Below are 18,634 nucleotides of genomic sequence, written 5' to 3' on the forward strand. Positions count from 1 at the left end.
CAAGCCTTGGGTTGCAAGGCAAATTTAAATTTTTTATAACAAGTTAATAAAATTCTTTTAAAAATATATCAACTCATAATTTTATATCTTATTAATATATTTAAATGATGTAAAAGCTATCGACTTAGTAAAACAAATACGAGCTTTATAATAGATGAGCCAATTAAATCTTAATCCTAGAGAAATTTCGATAGATAAAATAATACGTTCGTCATCTTTTACAAGCCTTCATACCTATAATATTTTAAAGACCATAACTCATATTGTAATGAATATATAAAAAATTACTCATATGCTTAGCGTATTTATTTTATAAGCCTGATCGCCTCTAAATTTCAGATCTTTATTTTCAAAGAGATTATACTTGGTTGCATTTCTCGCCAAGTATGATAATGTTTGAGCCAAGCTCGAAATTCCCAGACGCTCGCCATTTTTGATGTGCATTTTTTCATACTCATAAATTTGCGTGAAATTTGCCATTGCATTTGTTTGGATGCGCTCATCAAAGCTAAATTTCATCTTGCCAACGTTTAGCGCACCCACGAAAAATAGGATCGTTACGGCTAGGATCAAATTTTGCCCTGGCATTAGCTACCTTTTTATAGTATCTTACTACTCGCCTGATAGTGAAATACTATTATTGTTTTTTATTCTTCTCTTATTAACTTTAGAATAACAGTGTCTCCGATACATTTTGGAAGTTCTCCTTTTAGTTTAAAGACTTCACCTTCTTTTTTTACATTTTTAATGCCATAGCCCATTATATTGCTTGGATCTTGGTGAATGTGTATTTTTTCATCTCCATTTGCATCATAAAATTCTATATAGTTTCCTTTTGGTCCATCTTTTTTTGTTCCGATTGGAAATTCTATTAATTTATAATAAACATCTGCTTCGAGACTTTCATATTTTGTTTTTGGATTGTCACATACTTCTTTTAGGCTATGCGCCACCCCCCCCCTCACATCCAAGTAATGCTAGTGCAACGATACCACTCAATGCAAATAATGAAACTTTTTTCATACACTTTCCTTTTATATTTTTTAGATTTAAGCTCTAAAAACAACTCTTTTTTTCTAAATTTTCCTTGCGGAAATGAAAAATTTATGTTTTTCATCGCTTATTTGGCTATTTTATCCTTTTATTTTTAAAGTTTTCACTTGCGCGACTCAAATTCAAACCTCTTTTGCGCTGTTTTTAAAGACATTTACCACGCTGGCTCGTTTGTGGCAAATTTCAGCATACTCTTTTTCGCTCTTTGAGTCATAGACTATACCAGCTCCAGCTCCGACAAAGACGTCACTAAAGCCATTTTTATCTGGCACAAAGATGGCTGAGCGGATGAGGATAGCCACTTGTGCGTCGCCGTTAAAATGCAAAAATCCAATGCCCCCGCCATAGATATTTCGCTCAAAAATTTCAAGCTCATTGATTATCTGCATAGCCCTAATCTTTGGCGCACCGCTTAACGTGCCAGCTGGGAAGATGCTAGCTAGCACGTCAAAAAGATTAAGCTCCCTAGCGCACTTGCCATAGACGTCGCTAACGATGTGCATCACTTTTTCAAATTTCTGGATATGCATCGCATTTTTTACCGCCACGCTCTTTGGCTCTGAGACCCTGCCGATGTCATTTCTGGCAAGATCGATTAGCATCTTATGCTCAGCTAGCTCCTTTTCGTCACTTAAAAGCTCATTTTCAAGCGCCACGTCAGCATTTGCATCACCGCCTCTTGGCCTTGTGCCAGCGATCGGTGCTACAAAAATTTGCTCCCCTTTCATCTCAAAAACTAGCTCAGGCGACGAGCCGACTACATCGCCATAAGGTGTAGGAAAATGAAACATATATGGACTTGGATTTGCCACGGCTAGCTTTTTGTAAAAGTATAGACTATCCATATTCGTTGAAATTTCAAGCAACTCGCCAAGCACCACTTGGAAAACATCGCCGCTTCTTATGTACTCTTTTGCCACTTCAACCATATTTTCAAAGTGTTTCTTTTCTTCGCTAAGATCAGTTTTTACGCTAAATTCACACTCTCTTTTGCCACCTTCATCTGCCTTTAAATTTAGCAAAAAGTCGTAATACCTCTCTTTATCTCCATAAAAAGTGTAAATTTTACTCATCTTATCAAAGTGCAGATATGCCTTTGCATCAGCGTAGATAAATTTTGGAAATTCGTACTTTTTAGCCTTCTCCTCGCCGATATACTCGAAGTATCTCACACCATCATAAGCAAAAACGCCAAATAGTCCCGCAAAAGGTGCTAGCGACTTGTTACGATTAGTATCAAAGTAGCTTCTAAGCCCGTAAAAGTCCATATCCTTTTCGTCGATATATTCGCAGTCGATGCCGATTATTGTTTGTATCTTGTCCTCGGCAAGGTAGCTATTTTTAAATTTCTCTTTGATCTTTTCGTAATAAAAGAGCGGTTGTTCTAAAAGCATATTTTTCCTTTTAAATTTTTAATCATTATAAAAAAAGTTCGCTTTTAGTTTTTGAAATTTTGGCTAAATTTATAAATTTACGCCTTTTTACTATTTTTTCAAGCACACTTGGCTAAAATTTGCACCGCTCAAGGGAGAAAAAATGCTTTTTGTAGAACTTTTCATATTAGGTATCGGCGTTGGATACATAGCTGGATTTTTTGGCATAGGTGGCGGCACGGTCGTCGTTCCTATCATGGTCGCCTTCGGATACGACGTGAAAACGGCCATTGGCATAAGCGTCATGCAGATGATCTTTAGTGCGACGTTTGGCTCGTATCTAAACTACAAAGCTGGACTTTTAAAGCTAAATCGTGGCGTATTTTTGGGGCTTGGCGGTCTTGTGGGGGCAAGTTTTAGTGGCATTATCGTATCGCACGCGCCAGCACTATTGCTTGAGTCTATGCTTCTAGCAACCTTTATCTTTTCACTTATAAAGCTATACTTTTCGCCAAACAGCGACGGCTCAAACGCCAATAACTCGGTCTTTTTGCTATTTTTAGTTGGTGTTTTTGTTGGTGTTTTTGCCATTAGCATCGGCATCGGCGGAGGCGTCTTTATAGCGCCTATCTTGGTGGGCTTTTTACGATATGAGCTGAAAAAGGCGGTCTCAATGGGCGTATTTTTCGTTATGTTTGCAGCCATCGCTGGCTTCATCTCGCTCTCACTAAATGGCCATATCTCATATCTTGAGGGCACATTTTTAGGCCTTGGCTCGCTAATAGGCGCATACTTTGGCACCAAAAAGACGCAAAATACCGACAAAAAGACGCTTAAAAAATGGTTTTTACTATTTTATATATTGATGATCATCTTGATCTTAAAAGATATGTTTTTTGAGTAAGAGCATGGCTAAATTTGCCACGCTCTTTTTTAAATTTCTTCAAAAAAGTAGGCTTCGCTTAGTTTAAAAGCAAGCTCTTTTAGCTCATTTTCGCTTAAATTTATGCTCTTTGCGATCTCTTTAAAGCTAGCCTTGCCGTCAAATTTCAAGGCGGCTTTGATCTCTTGGGCGCTTAAGTTTAGCTTGCCATTTAGCTCGTTTGCCAAAGAAATAACTGGCGAGCTAGCCTCCAAAAAATACTTCAGATATGCCGCTACCATAGGTTTTAGCCTAGTTTTTTTAGGCTCATAAGCAAGCGCAATAAGCTTTGATGATGAAATTTTAGTATTTTGATCATTTAAAATTTCAAGTAGCCCCATAAATGCTTCACTCTCGCTCTCACCAAGTGCAGCCTTTACTTCACTTAAATTTAGGCTTTGCGGATAGGCTTTGCTTAAAATTTCTTGCGTTTTTGTCCTTGGCTGCTCACTAAAGTAGGCAAAATGTAAGCTATTTAGCTCGCTCTCGCCAAGCACCGCGTCAAAGTCATCAGCGCCCTCAAGCCTTTCTTTGTGCGCGATGAGGCTCTTTCTAAAGGATCTATTGAACAAAAAGTCGTTTAGCTGCTCTTTTTTGATGCGAGTGTTGTAGCTTTGCTCGATGTGCGCGTCAAAGCGGTAGATCCCGGTTGAGCTTGCAAAGATATCATTTAGCGAGGCGTCTATGACGTAGCAAAGCCCGTGTTTATCGATGTGTTTGGCAAATTTATGAAAGTATGTTGGCTCGTTGCTAGCCTCCAAAAAGTCGTGCAAAATGTAATAATCACTCCCCTTTGCGATGATGCCTTGCAAGAAATTTAGCTGCGTCAAAAGTAGCTTCATGCTGTCTTTATAGACGACATCGCTTTGGTTTTGCAGGCTAAATTTCAAATAATCCTGCAAAAAATTTAGCTCCTCTTTGACGTGAGGAAGTGAGTCTTTATCGCCCCTGTTTGCGCTCGCAAAGAGCATGAAGTCCCTTAAGATATCAAGGCTCTTCCAACCTGGGTAGGTGTTATAAGAGACGTAGGCGATGCCATCTTTGCTAAGTAGTGCCTTGATCGTAGCAAGTAGCGCGTCTCTTACGTTTGGGCTCACCCAGCTATAAACGCCGTGAGCGATGATGTAGTCAAACTCACCAAGCTCCTTGATGTCATGCTCATTCATGTGCAAAAAGTCACGCTCAAGAAGGGTGAAATTTTCTAATTTCATCTTCTTTGCTATCTTGTTGCCCTCTTCTACTTGGTGGCTTGAGATGTCGATGCCAACGACCTTTGCCTCTTTGTGCGAAGCTGCAAATGGCAAGATATTGCCGCCGTATGACGAGCCAAGCTCAAGCACTCTGGCATCTTTTAAATTTGCCGCCTTTAGCCCTAGAAATTTAGCCACCGCCTCTATCCTAACGGGCGAGCAGTCGCTAAATGCAGCTGAGAAATAAGGAATCTCGTCGTAAGCTTTTTTTGCCTTGTTCATCAGCCGTGCTTTCTGGCAAATTCTCTCATGAACTCGCCAAGTTTCTCAACGTCGCTTTGGCTAACAGCGTTATAGATAGAGGCTCTTATGCCGCCAAGATGTCTGTGGCCCTTTAGCCCTAGCATGCCCTCTTTTAGCGCTTCTTCGACGAAAACTGGCTCAAGCGCATGATCTTTTGGTATCGTAAAGCTCACGTTCATGTCTGACCTGCTTGATTTTTTAGCGTGACCCACGTAAAAGCCATTTGAGCTGTCTATGATGCTATAAAGCGTGCTTGCTTTTTTGGCATTTATCTTCTCAACCTCGGCAAGTCCGCCAAGATCTAGCAGGTGCTGCATGGTTAAATTTAAAAGATAAATTCCAAAAGTTGGCGGTGTGTTGTAAAGTGAGTTTGCCTCTACGTGCGTTTTGTAGCGCAAAAACATAGGGACGTTTTGGCTGCTCACGCGATCAACTAGGTCTTTTCTTAAAATGACGATGGTGACGCCGCTTGGGCCTGCATTTTTCTGAGCGCCACCATAAAGCAAGCCGATACTGCTAAAATCAAGCGGTCTAGCGAAAAAATCGCTCGAAGCATCGACAACAAGGGGCGATTTGGTCTTTGGCATAGCCTTATACTGCGTGCCATAAATCGTATTATTTGAGCAGATGTAGGCGTAGTCGGCGTCATCACTAAATTTAAACTCAGGGATGTAAGAGAAATTTTCATCCTCGCTGCTTGCGACGACATCTACATTTACGCCAAGCACTTTGGCCTCTTTGATCGCTTTATTTGTCCAAACGCCAGTGTTTGCGTACTGCGCCTTGCCGCCTTGGTATAGATTCATCGGTATCATGCTAAATTGCAAGTGTGCGCCACCTTGTAAAAATAAAATTTCATACTCATCGCCGATGCCGTAAAGCTTTCTTATCTTCTCCATCGCGCCAAAATGGATCTCCTCAAAGGTCTTGCTTCTGTGGCTGATCTCCATGATCGAGTAGCCCTCGCCCCTGTAGTCGGTAAATTCAGCCTTTGCGTGCTCTAAAACATCTAATGGTATCGCACTTGGGCCTGCGCTAAAGTTGATTTTTCTACTCATTTTTACTCCTTGATAATTGCTTTTTTATGTGTGTTTTGCGAGATAAGCTCGATCTCATCATCTATTTTTAAATCCCTAAGATCGGCTCTCTTGCCATCTTTTCTAACCTCTATAAGCCCCTTTGTGCTCTCAAAAAAGAGCTCCCTCATCTCATAAGCCTTCTCAAGCGAGCCAAGAGCTGAGCTAAGAAGCAAGATCTTTCTTTGCACGACGTTTGTTAGGGCGTTTTGCTTGTTTGCTACCTCGCTAAATTTTAGCTCGATCCTAGCTTTTAGGGCATTTGATGAGAATTTAGAAAGGAGCAAATTTAGTAAATTTTGCTTCTTTGTGATCTTTAAATTTAAAGCACTGTCAAGATCGTCGCTGAGCCTATCAAGATACTGAAAAAACGCCTCTTCATCAGGCAGTAGATCAAGCATGGCTGCACTTGGCGTGAGCGACCTGCGGTCCGCCACAAAGTCGCTTATAACGTAGTCGATCTCGTGGCCGATAGCGCTTATGACAGGCGTTTTGGTAGCGTAAATTTCACGTGCCAAACCCTCGTCGTTAAAGCACCAAAGGTCTTCTTTGCTGCCGCCTCCGCGCGCTAAAACGATCACATCAACGCCGTATTTATCGGCTTTTTGCAAAGCTTTTATGAGCGAGCTTGGGGCGCTTTCGCCCTGAGTTAAAGCGTCAAATATATAAATTTCACTTAGCCTCCAGCGACTCGTGACGACTTTTAGCATATCCTGAAGTGCAGCTGAAGTGGCGCTTGTGACAAGGGCTATTTTTTTAGGTAAATTTGGTATCTCTTTTTTCGCAGCGACGTCAAAAAGCCCCTCGTTTTCGAGCTTTTCTTTAAGCTGTCTAAATGCAAGCTCAAGCTCGCCCTCGCCATCAGGCAGCATAGCACTAGCCACTAGCTGATACGACCCACTTGGCGAATAAATGGTCACTTTGCCATAAATTTTGACCTTCAAGCCCTCTTTTGGCAGGAATTTCACCTTTTGGTTATTCATACGATACATCACAGCCGAGATGCTTGACTTTTCGTCCTTTAGCGTGAAGTACCAGTGCCCAGAGGCGTGCTTAGTAAGGCGCGAAATTTCGCCACTTACCTCGACATAGTCAAGTGTCGCTTCAAGCAGCGCCTTTGCTTTTTCGTTTAGCTCAGATACGCTAAGCATTGATTTCTCTGACCTTTTTAGCGATAAATAACGTCGAGATCTCCATGCTAAAGCCCTTGCAAAGCTCTATCTCAAAGCCAGCCTCCACAAGCTCATCGCAAAAGCTCTTTGCATCGAGGAAATTTTCGATCGAGCTTGGCAGGTACTCGTACGCCTCTTTGTTTTTTGAGATAAATCCGCCGATACTTGGCAAAATTTTACTTAGATAAAAATCTCTTAGTGAGGTTATAAAACCATTTTTCTGGCGCTTTGTAAATTCAAGCACGACGACGTAACCATCTAAAGCAAGCACTCTATTAAACTCTCTTAGTGCAGCCTTTCGCTCGACCACGTTTCTGATGCCGTAGCTTATACTTAAAATTTGAGCTTCACCGCCTGCAAGCGTCGTATTATCAGCATATGCCTCTATAAATTTAAAATTTGGAAATTTCGCTCTTGCCTCTTTTAGCATACCACTTGAAGGGTCGATACCAGTAAGGCTTTTAACCTCAACGCCAAATTCTTTTGCCATTTCACTCCAAAGCCCCATCATATCGCCAGTGCCGCAAGCCACATCCACGATATTTATGCTTCTTTTTTTAAAAATTTCTAGCATATATCTGCAGGCAAATTTCCTCCAGCTCACATCCACGCCAAGGCTTAGCACCCTGTTTGCGACGTCATAAGTCGGGGCGATCTGGTTAAACATATCAACTATTTTTTCTTGTTTTTGCATAAATTTTAGACCTTTATATGTAGTAAATTTTTAAATTTCGCGAGATCTTGCGAGTTGCTTTTATAAATTTAAGCCGCTTTTTTAGTATCTCTTCTCTGGTTTTGTAAATTTGTTTGTAAATTTTACTCTCAAGCTTTTCCTTGCCAGCAGCCTCTGGCAAGCGCTCCAATATGCCCAGCCAGACGTCATAGTCCTGAAGCGCACCAAAGATATCTTGCATATTTTTTAGCCGCTCTTCATACTTTTTAAGCCCGTCAAAATAAAAGATCTCACTCAAAAACTCGTAAACATATCTCACCTTTTTAAGCTCGATCCTGATCTTGTGAAAGCTATCGTTTGGGCAGTCTTGATCTAGGCTTTTTAGTCTTTTTTGAGCTAGGACTAGAAGTGTTCTTAGCTTAAACGAGCCAAGACGCGAAAGGCTCACATCAAAGAGCTTCGACCTGTAAAACTCGCCCTCGTTTAAAAATATCTCCCACTCTTTTAAAAATGCGTAGTTTTCCTCGTCACCTAGGTAGCTTTTAACGTTTTCATACTCTAAATTTAGAGCCTTTTGCACAAAATATATAAGCTCATTTGCGTGCTTTTGCTCGCTTAAAAAGCCTAGAAATATGTCAAGGTCACGCTTTTTGTTGGTTGAATTTGCCAAAATTTTAAAATTCTCTCCAAAAAAAAGCGTCACTTTCTCATCAAAAACACCGTTAAAAATTTTAAGTAGCGACCTAACTTTTCTTAAATTTACTCGCAGGCTGTGTAAAATTTCCTCGTCGTGATCTTGCAGATAGTCGCTTTTTAACCTCTTTGTCTCTTTAAATATGCTTAAAAACAAAGCTCTAAGTGTCTCGCCACTTTTTAAATTCGCAGTAAAATTTGGCGAAATTTCTTTGTTTTTAAAGACTAAGTAAGCTCTTTTGTAGTCGATTTGTTCATTTTCGTTTGCATGGATGGCTAGAAATTTGTTTTTATATCTTTTATCGCAGGTGACATCAGCTTGGCAAAACTGCTCCAAAAAGGCTGGCAGTTTAAAATATACAGCCTCGTTTTCGTCACTAAATTCGATCTCAAATGTGCAAAGCCCATTTAAGCCGTCTTTAAAAACATCGATGTTGCAGGGATTATTGTTTAGCCTAAAGATATATCTATCTTTTGTGATGACGTGGCCGATGCGGTTTTTAAGGGCCTTTTTAAACTCCGTCTTTTCGCAAAATTCCTCATTTTCTTCTCTTATAAGATCTTTGCCGATCTTGATCGTTCTTATAAATTTACCCTCTTCGCTTCTGAAGCGGATCTCTTCATTTTGCGTGATCTTGGTATAAAACTGAGAAATTTCAAGGTGCTTAAAGCTTACTCCAGCCTCTTTTAGAAAATCTAGAATTTGAGAATTTTTGAGTAAAAATTTACGCTCTATCTCCAAACCCACATTTTTCTCCGAAATTTTTTGTTTATTTTAGCAAGTTAGTGCTTAAAATAATGAGAAAAATGCTAATTTTAGGCTTGTTTGAAAGTGTTTTATGAATAAAAATTTATGTTGCGTAGTGCAACATAAATTTTGCCTTATCGGCAGTGTTTACAGCTTTTTACGCTAGCAACGATATTTAGGCGCTCGATGATATTTCCGATCTTTTTTTCAAGCGCCTCTTGGTATTTGCCAAGCTCTGAGTCATCATAGCTCATATCCTCGACGCTACCGCAGTTTTCGCAAACCACGTGGATGTGCGGATGCTCGTAAATGTCGTATCTCGCCTTTTGATTTACGATATTTACTTCAACCACTAGACCCTCATCTTTTAGAGTGTTTAGGTTTTTATAAACAGTTGCGAGCGAAACTGATGGATTTTCTTTCAAAATTTCATCATAAAGCTCATCGATCGTTGGATGTGTGTGACGATCAAGAATTCTCAAAACGCTAAGACGCTGCGGCGTTACTTTAAGCCCAGACTGTTTTAGCAACGATACATATTGCATAATTTTCCCCTATACAAATTTTTGCCTTATGCTAACAAAAGTAATATTAAACATTTCTTTATTAAATGATATTAATTATTCTCTAGTAATTTTTGGGCTATCTGCTCTGCGCTTATGCCAAGGCTCTTTTCAACCTCTGCTGTTGAGCCATGCTGGATAAATTTATCATCATATTCAAAGCTAACAACGCTTACATTTGATATGCCATTTTCTTGTAAAAACGCACTTACGATCTCGCCAACACCGCCTTTTTTAGCGCTATCACTAAAGATGTACCACTTTTTGGTGCGTTTTGCAAGACCCAGCAAAAGCTCTCTATCAAGCGGTTTTACAAAGACTAGATCAACAAGGATAGCTTCAAGTTTGCCAGCTAGTAAATTTCTAACCAAATTTGCCTTGCCAACGCCGTTGCCATAGCCTAAAAACGTGATGTCGCTCTCTGCATCAGCCAAAATTTCACCCTTGCCAAACTCTAGCGGTTTAGCTTTAAATTCATCTCTTAAAATAAACGCCCCACGCGGATATCTAAACGCGCTAACGCCCTTGTAAGAGTAGGCAAATTCCATAACATTTTTCATGCTCTCTTCGCATCTTGGGGCAAAAAGAACCATATTTGGCACGGCATTTAAAAAGCTGATATCAAAAGCACCCTGGTGCGTTTCACCGTCCTCACCCACGATGCCTGCCCTATCCATCGCAAAGGTTATGTTTAAATTTAAAATAGAAGCGTCGTGAATGACCTGATCATATGCTCTTTGCATAAAGGTCGAATATATCGCGACAAATGGCTTAAAGCCCTCTTTTGCCATGGCTGACATCGAGGTGACAGCGTGCTGCTCGGCTATCGCTACGTCCCAAAAGCGGTCTGGAAACTCATGTATGAGCGCGTCCATACCAGTGCCTGTTGGCATCGCAGCCGTTACGCCAACGATGTCGCTGTGCTCTCTTGCCATCTTTAAAAGCTGCTCGCTAAAGATAGCCGTGGCTGACTTGTTTGACTGCCTTTTGATAAATTCTCCACTTTTTAGATCAAATGGCCCAACTCCGTGCCAATTTTCATAGTAACCCTCGGCAAATTCATACCCTTTGCCCTTTAGCGTCTGCACGTGCACAATGACTGGTTTTTTCATATTTTTAGCGGTTTCAAATGTGCTAAGAAGCGCTGAGATGTCGTGTCCATCAACTGGGCCAATGTACTCAAGCCCAAGCTCTTCAAAAAACATGCCGGGGGTGATGAGCCTGATGCCCTCCTCCATGCGTCTAGCCATGTAGGCTGCGGAGTCTGGCATATAGCTTAAAAAGCGCTCAACCCTGCCTTTAAATTTTTGGTAAAACTGCCCAGCCATCATCTGACTTAGATACTTGCTGAGTGCGCCTATTGGCTTACTTATGCTCATCTCGTTGTCGTTTAGGATGATGACGCAAGGATATTTTCTGTCCCCCAGCTCATTTAACGCCTCGTACGCCATGCCACCACTTAGCGAGCCATCACCTATGACAGCTACTGGCAAGCGGTCTTCATTTTTTAGCTTGATCGCCTTTGCAGCGCCAACCGCAAGCGATATGGACGTTGAGCTATGTCCTGCTACAAAGTAGTCAAATTTACTCTCGCTTGGCTTTGTATAGCCGCTGATACCGTTAAATTTTCTAAGCGTATCAAAGCTATCCCAGCGCCCAGTTAGTAGCTTGTGTGCGTAGCTTTGGTGGCTTACATCAAATATAAACGGATCTTTTGTAACGTCAAAAATTTTATGCATCGCAACGATGATCTCGACTGCACCGATATTTGAGCTAAGATGGCCGCCATTTTTGCTAACGGTGGCTAAAATTTTGTCTCTGATGTCGTGGCAAAGTGCGTTTAGCTCATCGACATTTAGGCTTTTAACGTCTTTATTCATTATTTACCAGCATTTTTAGCTTTTCAAGCCTTGTTTGCATCGTCGCATCGATATTTCCGCCCTCGCTTATTATCACCACGCCGCCTTTACTTATGGCATCATCAGCGCTTACTTTTACGCGTTCGTTTTTACTAAACTGCTCTTTTAGATACTCGCTATCTTCAGGATTGACGCGAATTTCTATATTTTTTACGTCGCTTAGCTCTTTTATAAGCGAATTTGCTAGGTGATGAGCGATCTGACTAGAAGCCGTTGAGACCTCTTTTTCTATCACCTCTTTTGCGATCTTTATCGCAGTTTGCCCAAGTTCTTCCTCGCTCTTTTTTAAAAACTCATCAAATTTAACGTACTGCTCATCAAGCTTTGCAGCTGAAGCGCTAAATTTAGCCTCAAGCTCTTTTATCTTTGCCTCATTTGCAGCATTTGTTTGAGTGATGCCTTCGTTTTTGCCATCCTCTTTTGCACGGGCGATCTCAGCTTCAAGTCGCTTTGCAAATTCACTCTCTTGATTTTCTATTTGCATTTGAAGCTTGATGATGTTGCTGCTTAGCTCATCTGTCTTTTTAAGCAGCTCCTCGACAAAGCTAGAGTCAAATCCAGGCTGGTGAGCTTGGCTATTTTGAGACTGAGGCGCAAAGTGATTTTGCATATTTGGTTGCACTGGGTGCGACATCTGAGGTACGAAATTTTCACCACCTTGCTCTAAGCTTTGTTCATTTAGCTCTTCACTAAGATTATTTTCTTCTATCAAAACAGGTGCGCTATCTTGGGCTCTTTCGTTACTTCCAAGCACCTTAAATCTATAATTTTCTATAAAGTGAGCCGGTGAGGTCTCACTTGTTATTACGCTACTTTTCATTCTATCATCTCATCTGCTTCGCCAACTTGGAAGACACCTTGATCAGCTAGACCTTGAACGACCTCAACGATGCGTCTTTGCGCCTCTTCAACGTCTTTTACACGCACAGCGCCAAGGTATTGCATCTCCTCTTTGAATGCTTCGGCTGCACGCTGAGACATATTTGATAAAAATTTATCCTTAATGCCATCACTTGAGCCCTTAAATGCAACCATAAGGTCCTTTTTATCGACATTTTTAAGAATTTCCCTAATCGCAGTTGCGTTAAGATTGATAATATCTTCAAATGTAAACATAAGCTCTTTAATCGTTGTAGCAAGCTTATCGTCGCTTTGTTCGATGCGCTCGATCGTGCTTTTGCTAGCTTTTTGACCAAGTCTGTTAAGTACTTCCGCCACAGCTCTTGGGCCACCAACCTCGACCTTGTAAGATGTGAGGCTTTCAAGTTTGCCCTCAAGCACTGTTGAGACACGCTTGATGACTGATGGGCTGATCTCACCAAGGTTTGCCATCCTGATCACAACCTCGCTTCTTAGCTCATCTGAGAAAAAGCTTAGCGTCTCGGCGGCACTTGTTGAGTCCATGTGGGCTAGGATTAGCGCGATAGTTTGAGGGTGCTCTTTTACGATGAAGTCTGCGAGCTGTTGTGGCTTTATCTTATCAAGATAGCCAAAGCTCTTTGAGTTTTCCATGCTTTTAGCAAGCTTGTCTAAAATTTTCTGAGCAGCCTCTGGGCCAAATGTGCGGTATAAAATTTCTTTTGCATACTCTAAGCCGCCACTTCTCATATATTGATTTGACTGCATGAGAGCGTAAAATTCTTCTAAAATGGCGCCTGCTACTTGCTTGTCTATGTTTTTTGCAGTTGCTATGTAGCCTGAAATTTCAGTGATGACATCAACATCCATGTGAGAAAATATAAGAGCCGTCGCCTCTTCGCCAAGCTGTATTAGTAAAATAGCGATCTTTTCTGGCATCGAAAGATCGTCATATATCATCTTTTGCTTATCGGTTAGTTTTATAGACATCAAATTTCCTTACGCATGTTAAAGTCACTATCATTTTTAACCATATCTTGGAGTAAATTTGAAATTTCCTCGCTTCGCTCAGTGACTATTATCTTCATCTTTTCAAGAAGGACGTCGTATTTTAGCTCATCTTCGTTAAATTCACCGCTAAGACCAAGCTGCTCCTCGACCTTCTTGCGAGCGGCTTTAAATTTCTCAAGCGTATCTTCTGCATCCATCTCGATATCTTCAAGATCGTCTTGGACTTGCTCCTCTTCTTCTTTCGTCTCTTCAAGCATCTTTTGCATAAATGGCACGATGACTTTTTTGTAGAAGATGTAAAGTAGCAGTGCTGCAAAGATGTATTTTAGTAGCGGCAAGAAAGGCATCACGTAGTTGTTCATAAAGCCATCCATCTTCTCGCCAGTGCTGACATCTTTGCCAGTTTTAAACTCGAAGTTATCTAAGCTTACCTCATCACCTCTATTTTGATTGTAGCCGATTGATTGCTTGATTAAATTTGTGATTGATTCTCTTTGCTCTTTGGTAAGCGGGGCAAATTCAAGCTCACCAGTTGGTTTGCCGTCTTTATCCTTTTTGCTTTGATAAAGTCCGTCTATAACGACAGCTGCGCTCACTCTGTTTATGCTAGCAAACTGCCCTTTGACATTTGTCACTTTCTTTGAAATTTCGTAGTTTGTCTGCTGCGAGCTTTTGTTGTACTGCTCTTTTAAAGTGCTATCATCAAGACCTTGAACAGGACCTATGTTACTAACCGCACCTGGCACGCCGCCTACTTCATTTGGAGCTGAGCCTTGACGCTTTTCTTCGATGTTGCTCTCGCTTCTTACGACGTTATTTGGGTCATAAACCTCGCTTTTTGTATCTTTTTTGTCAAAGTCAAAGTCGATATTTACCTTCGCTACGACCTTATCTGCCCCGCCCACGATAGGAGCTAGGACATTTACTATCTTTTGCTCGTAGTTGTTTTCAAACTCGCGCTTATAGCGGATCTGCTGAGCTATGGCATCACTATCAAACTCGCCGTCTTCATCGCCAAGTGCGACGCCATCTTGATTGACGATCTTGACATTTTCGGTGCTTAAATTTGTAACAGAGGCAGCAACTAGGTTTTTAATGCCAAAAATTTGCTTCGCATTTAGACTAACGCCTGGCTTTAGCTCAACCACGATCGAGGCCGTTGGCAGTGCTTGTCTTTCAGTAAAGACGCTCTCTTTTGGTATGGCTATTCTTACGGTTGCTTTTTGGATAGATGAGAGGCTCTCGATCGTTCTAGCTAGCTCGCCCTCAAGCGCTCTTTGAAATTTAACTCTCTGCTCGGCATCAGTAGCTCCAAATTCTTGCTTGTCAAAAATTTCAAAACCGATCTTACTCTCTTTTGGTATGCCAAGCGTTGCAACAGCGATACGCTCTTTATATACATCGCTAGTTGGCACAAGGATAGTGCCTTCATTTGCTAGTTTATACTTTATGCCATCTTTGTTTAGCTGATCGACTATTAAGGCTGAGTCGCTTGGGCTGATGTTTTCAAAAAGGACGCTATATCCTGCAAAGCTATCACTTTTGCTTTTGTAAAGCGTTAAAAATACCAAAAAAGCCACTACTAAGACGATCGAGCTGCCTGCGACGATCTTTTGTTTTAGTGAAAGCTTTTGATAAATTTGACTTATTTGATGAAGTAATGCCTTAAAATCCATATCCCTACTTTAAAATTTGCTCTAACTCTTCAAAAACTCTATCGTTTTGCCATGCCTGACCGATAGTGATTCTCACCGCATTTAAGGCGTAGCTTTTTAAATCTCGTAAAATTATACCTTTTTTTAGCATCTTTTCGCATATCTGGCTTGATTTTGGCTCGTTAAATTTAAAAGTTATGAAATTTGTGTAGCTTGGGATAAACTCGATGCCATTTTGCTTTGCAAACTCCTCATATCTCTTCATCTGCTCGAAGTTGTTTTGCATAGTTTTTTGCACAAATTCATCATCTCCAAGCGCTACAATCGCCGCTCTTAGGCTTGGAGTTGTGATGTTAAATGGAGCTCTTAGCTTTGAAAGAGCGCCTATGATCTCTTCATTTGCCATGCCGTATCCAACGCGCATGCCGCCAAGTGCGTAGGCCTTTGAGAAAGTGCCAAGATAGATGGCGTTTTTAAATTTCACCACTTCGCTTGGCTTTATCTCTTTTTTGCTATCTTTAAATTTAGCAAATTCGTTGTAAGCACAATCAAGCACTACAAGCGTGTTTTCACCAATGTTTTTTATAAATTTATAGACTTCATCGGCATTGATGCATTCGCCCAAAGGGTTGTTTGGTAAGCAAAGAAAAATGACAGAGATTTCATCTTTGTGCGCGTTATAAATTTCTAAAAACTCGCCCAGATCATGCTCCATGCTCTTTGTGCGGTAAATTTTAGCACCAGTTTGTTTTGCATAAATTTCATACATCGCAAATGTCACGCCAGCCATCAAAACGCCACTTTGCTTGTTCGCCTTTGCGTGAAGTGCAAACTCTATGATCTGGTCGCTTCCAGAGCCGATGATTAGATTTTTGCTAGTTACGCCAAATTTCTTAGCCAGCCTCTCTTTTAGCTCAAAGTAGCTATCATCTGGATATAGATGTGCGTTTTTAGCGACCTCTTTTAGCGCCTCTTCTACGCGTTTGCTCGTGCCAAATGGATTTTCATTGCTCGCTAGTTTTATCACATCTTTTGCATCGATGCCAAACTCTCTAACCACAAGCTCGATTGGCTTTCCAGCCTCGTAATTTACTAGATCATCTAAAAAGTCATTAAATTTCATTACTCATCTCCGTTTAAATAGCTTCCAAGCCAAGTTATCTCAGCGCCGCTCTCTTTTGCGAGCTCAAAAGCGTTTTGCACCTTCTCATCGTCGATATGCCCTTCAAAGTCAAGATAAAAAATTGACTTAAATTCGCGCTGTTTTATAGGACGTGACTCAAGTTTTGTGATATTGATATTTTCATTTTTAAAGATAGAAAGCAGATCAGCAAGGCGTCCTGGACTGTGATCAGTCTTTGCTAGGATCGAAGTTTTCGAGTTTTCAACCTTGGCGTTTTTAAAATCGCTTAAGATCAAAAATCTCGTTCTATTTGCCATATTATCTTCAATCGTTTCATATACGATTGGCACGTTGTAAATTTTAGCTGCGATTTTTGAGCAAATGGCGGCTGATTCTCTATCCATAGATGCCATATATGCAGCTGCTGCAGTTGATTTGGCTGGGACAAATTCGACCTCATTTAGCATATGATCTTCTAAAAATTTACGGCACTGGTTGTAGCCTTGCGGATGCGAGTAAATTCGCTTGATCTCTTTTAAATTTTCATTTATACTAACAAAGCTATGGTGGATATCTACGTAGAGCTCTGCTACTATCTTTATATCATCAAATTTACTCAAACAATCAAGCGTAGCTCCAACAGCGCCTTCAGTGTTGTTTTCGATAGGCACGACGCCGTATTTTGCCTCTTTTTGAGCTAGCTTCGTAAAAACTGCCTCGATCGTAGCAAGTGGTAAATATGCACTCATCGCACCAAATCTACTTTGCGCCGCTTGATGCGTGTAAGTGCCCTCAGGCCCAAGATAGACGATCTTTTGAGGCATCTCTAAATTTCTACTTACGGCAAAAATTTCAAGGTAAATGGCCTCGATAGCAGCCTTATTTAAGGCTTTATCTTTGCTAAGGCTAGTTAAGCGGTTTATGATAGCTCGCTCACGCTCAGGGCGATATATAGGCGTCCCAGTCGTTTGCTTTAGCTTGCCGATCTGCTCGACAAGCTTCATTCTTTCGTTTAATTTATTTAAGATGAGATCATCGATACTATCGATATCTTTTCTAAGCTCATTTAGCTCTTGCATCAGCGCTCTCCAAAAACTCAATCTCAGGTGCCACGACGTCCTCGAAGCTCTCACGTCTTCTTATCAGCCTATCTTTGCCATCAAGCAGGCAAATTTCAGCGGCTCTGTTTCTTGTGTTGTAGTTTGAGCTCATGCTAAATCCATAAGCCCCAGCCCCTTTAACCACGATGATATCGCCACTTTCACACTCTGGTAGCTTGATATCTTTTGCTAAAAAGTCACCGCTTTCACAAACTGGACCGACCACATCACAAGTGCCCAAATTTTCATCCTTGCCGTAAGCAAAAATTTTGTGATGCGCGCCATAAAGGCTTGGTCTTATGAGATCATTCATCGCTCCATCAGTGATGACAAATCTCTTTTTGCCGTTAAATTTCTCATATAAAACGCTTGCTACAAAGTAGCCAGCATTGCCCACGATAAAGCGTCCTGGCTCGCAAACGACGGTCACATCTTGACCTTTTAGTGCGCCTAAAATTCCTTGTGCGTAGTCGTATAAATTTATCTCTTTTTCATCGTTGTAGATGATGCCAAGTCCGCCGCCAACATCAAAGAATTTGATATCGATCTCAAGCGCTCTTAGCTCTCTTAAAAGCTCGCTAACGATCTTTGCAGCATCTATTATCGGGCTTAGTGAAGTTAGCTGCGAGCCGATGTGAAAATGTATGCCAGTTGGTTCAAGAAACTCTGATGCTTTAGCGTGGATATACATCTTTTTAGCCGTCTGCGCATCGACGCCAAATTTGTTTTCATTTAGCCCTGTCGAGATATATGGGTGAGTTTTTGCATCAACGCCTGGATTTACCCTGATGCTGATCCTTGCCTTTAAATTTAGTCCTTTTGCTATCGCTTCAAGCCTTAAAAGCTCGGCAAAACTCTCGACATTTATCAGCAAAATTTCATTTTCTAAAGCCTCTTTTAGCTCTTCATCGCTCTTGCCAACGCCGCTAAAGATGATCTGATATCTCTTAGCTCCTGCTAACAGCGCTCTTTTGACCTCGCCGATGCTCACGCAGTCAAATCCTGCTCCAAGATCAGCCAGAAATTTTAAAACACTTAAATTTGAGTTTGCTTTTACAGCGTAGCAAACCAGAGATTTTCTAGCGTAAAATGCGTTTTTTAGCGCTTCATAGCGCTCTTTAATGTAGTTAAAATCATAAACGTAAAGTGGGGTTTTGTATTTGCTTGCAAGCTCTTTAAAATCCATAAAATAGCCTTTTTTA

17 protein-coding genes are annotated in these 18,634 nt (G+C 41.0%); 1 reads left to right on the forward strand and 16 read right to left on the reverse strand.

Going from position 1 to position 18,634, the window contains the following annotated elements:
- Window positions 1-288: 288 nt before the first annotated feature.
- The 3 genes from G6W42_RS03980 to G6W42_RS03990 form a co-directional block, all read right to left on the reverse strand.
- Entirely contained in the window at window positions 289-588 is a 300-nt protein-coding gene (locus G6W42_RS03980; protein ID WP_430640594.1) for a hypothetical protein, read from the reverse strand.
- Between the two features lie 59 nt (window positions 589-647).
- On the reverse strand, window positions 648-953 hold the full coding sequence (locus G6W42_RS03985) for a hypothetical protein (RefSeq protein ID WP_194173035.1): 306 nt from the start codon (window positions 951-953) through the stop codon (window positions 648-650).
- A 222-nt stretch (window positions 954-1,175) separates the two neighbouring features.
- Window positions 1,176-2,447: an anthranilate synthase component I family protein gene (locus G6W42_RS03990; protein WP_194173036.1), complete on the reverse strand. Its 1,272-nt coding sequence runs from the start codon at window positions 2,445-2,447 to the stop codon at window positions 1,176-1,178.
- A 142-nt stretch (window positions 2,448-2,589) separates the two neighbouring features.
- Here G6W42_RS03990 and G6W42_RS03995 point away from each other — a divergent pair, with 142 nt between their 5' ends.
- Window positions 2,590-3,330, forward strand: a complete 741-nt coding sequence (locus G6W42_RS03995) for a sulfite exporter TauE/SafE family protein (protein WP_194173037.1) — start codon at window positions 2,590-2,592, stop codon at window positions 3,328-3,330.
- A gap of 29 nt (window positions 3,331-3,359) precedes the next feature.
- Here G6W42_RS03995 and G6W42_RS04000 read toward each other — a convergent pair whose 3' ends face one another.
- The 13 genes from G6W42_RS04000 to lysA form a co-directional block, all read right to left on the reverse strand.
- Entirely contained in the window at window positions 3,360-4,820 is a 1,461-nt protein-coding gene (locus G6W42_RS04000; RefSeq protein ID WP_194173038.1) for a class I SAM-dependent methyltransferase, read from the reverse strand.
- Entirely contained in the window at window positions 4,820-5,899 is a 1,080-nt protein-coding gene (gene serC / locus G6W42_RS04005) for a phosphoserine transaminase (RefSeq protein WP_194173039.1), read from the reverse strand. Before serC ends, G6W42_RS04000 begins: the two co-directional genes overlap by 1 nt.
- A 2-nt stretch (window positions 5,900-5,901) precedes the next feature.
- Complete coding sequence (gene xseA / locus G6W42_RS04010; RefSeq protein WP_194173040.1) at window positions 5,902-7,068, reverse strand: exodeoxyribonuclease VII large subunit; 1,167 nt, start codon at window positions 7,066-7,068, stop codon at window positions 5,902-5,904.
- Window positions 7,061-7,783: a bifunctional demethylmenaquinone methyltransferase/2-methoxy-6-polyprenyl-1,4-benzoquinol methylase UbiE gene (gene ubiE / locus G6W42_RS04015; RefSeq protein ID WP_194173041.1), complete on the reverse strand. Its 723-nt coding sequence runs from the start codon at window positions 7,781-7,783 to the stop codon at window positions 7,061-7,063. Before ubiE ends, xseA begins: the two co-directional genes overlap by 8 nt.
- Window positions 7,784-7,796: 13 nt before the next feature.
- Window positions 7,797-9,203 carry a CHAD domain-containing protein gene (locus G6W42_RS04020; protein ID WP_346010460.1) on the reverse strand — a complete coding sequence of 469 codons (1,407 nt, stop codon included), beginning with the start codon at window positions 9,201-9,203 and terminating at the stop codon, window positions 7,797-7,799.
- A gap of 134 nt (window positions 9,204-9,337) precedes the next feature.
- A complete protein-coding gene (locus tag G6W42_RS04025; RefSeq protein ID WP_009294652.1) occupies window positions 9,338-9,748 on the reverse strand; it encodes a Fur family transcriptional regulator in 411 nt (136 codons plus the stop codon).
- Window positions 9,749-9,819: 71 nt separating this feature from the next.
- The gene (gene dxs, locus G6W42_RS04030; RefSeq protein WP_194173042.1) at window positions 9,820-11,646 is read right to left on the reverse strand and encodes a 1-deoxy-D-xylulose-5-phosphate synthase; all 1,827 of its coding nucleotides are present in this window, start codon (window positions 11,644-11,646) and stop codon (window positions 9,820-9,822) included.
- On the reverse strand, window positions 11,639-12,505 hold the full coding sequence (gene fliH, locus G6W42_RS04035) for a flagellar assembly protein FliH (RefSeq protein WP_194173043.1): 867 nt from the start codon (window positions 12,503-12,505) through the stop codon (window positions 11,639-11,641). The genes dxs and fliH overlap by 8 nt, the downstream gene beginning before the upstream one ends.
- Window positions 12,502-13,533 carry a flagellar motor switch protein FliG gene (gene fliG, locus G6W42_RS04040; RefSeq protein ID WP_012001435.1) on the reverse strand — a complete coding sequence of 344 codons (1,032 nt, stop codon included), beginning with the start codon at window positions 13,531-13,533 and terminating at the stop codon, window positions 12,502-12,504. Before fliG ends, fliH begins: the two co-directional genes overlap by 4 nt.
- Window positions 13,533-15,230: a flagellar basal-body MS-ring/collar protein FliF gene (fliF, locus tag G6W42_RS04045; protein WP_087581053.1), complete on the reverse strand. Its 1,698-nt coding sequence runs from the start codon at window positions 15,228-15,230 to the stop codon at window positions 13,533-13,535. The genes fliG and fliF overlap by 1 nt, the downstream gene beginning before the upstream one ends.
- 4 nt (window positions 15,231-15,234) lie before the next feature.
- Window positions 15,235-16,332, reverse strand: coding sequence for a histidinol-phosphate transaminase (hisC, locus tag G6W42_RS04050; RefSeq protein ID WP_194173044.1), 1,098 nt, complete (start codon window positions 16,330-16,332; stop codon window positions 15,235-15,237).
- Entirely contained in the window at window positions 16,332-17,411 is a 1,080-nt protein-coding gene (pheA, locus tag G6W42_RS04055; RefSeq protein WP_194173045.1) for a prephenate dehydratase, read from the reverse strand. Before pheA ends, hisC begins: the two co-directional genes overlap by 1 nt.
- Window positions 17,395-18,618: a diaminopimelate decarboxylase gene (gene lysA, locus G6W42_RS04060; protein WP_194173046.1), complete on the reverse strand. Its 1,224-nt coding sequence runs from the start codon at window positions 18,616-18,618 to the stop codon at window positions 17,395-17,397. The genes pheA and lysA overlap by 17 nt, the downstream gene beginning before the upstream one ends.
- Between the last annotated feature and the right edge of the window lie 16 nt (window positions 18,619-18,634).

This window comes from Campylobacter concisus, assembly GCF_015230015.1.
Classification (GTDB): domain Bacteria; phylum Campylobacterota; class Campylobacteria; order Campylobacterales; family Campylobacteraceae; genus Campylobacter_A; species Campylobacter_A concisus_AF.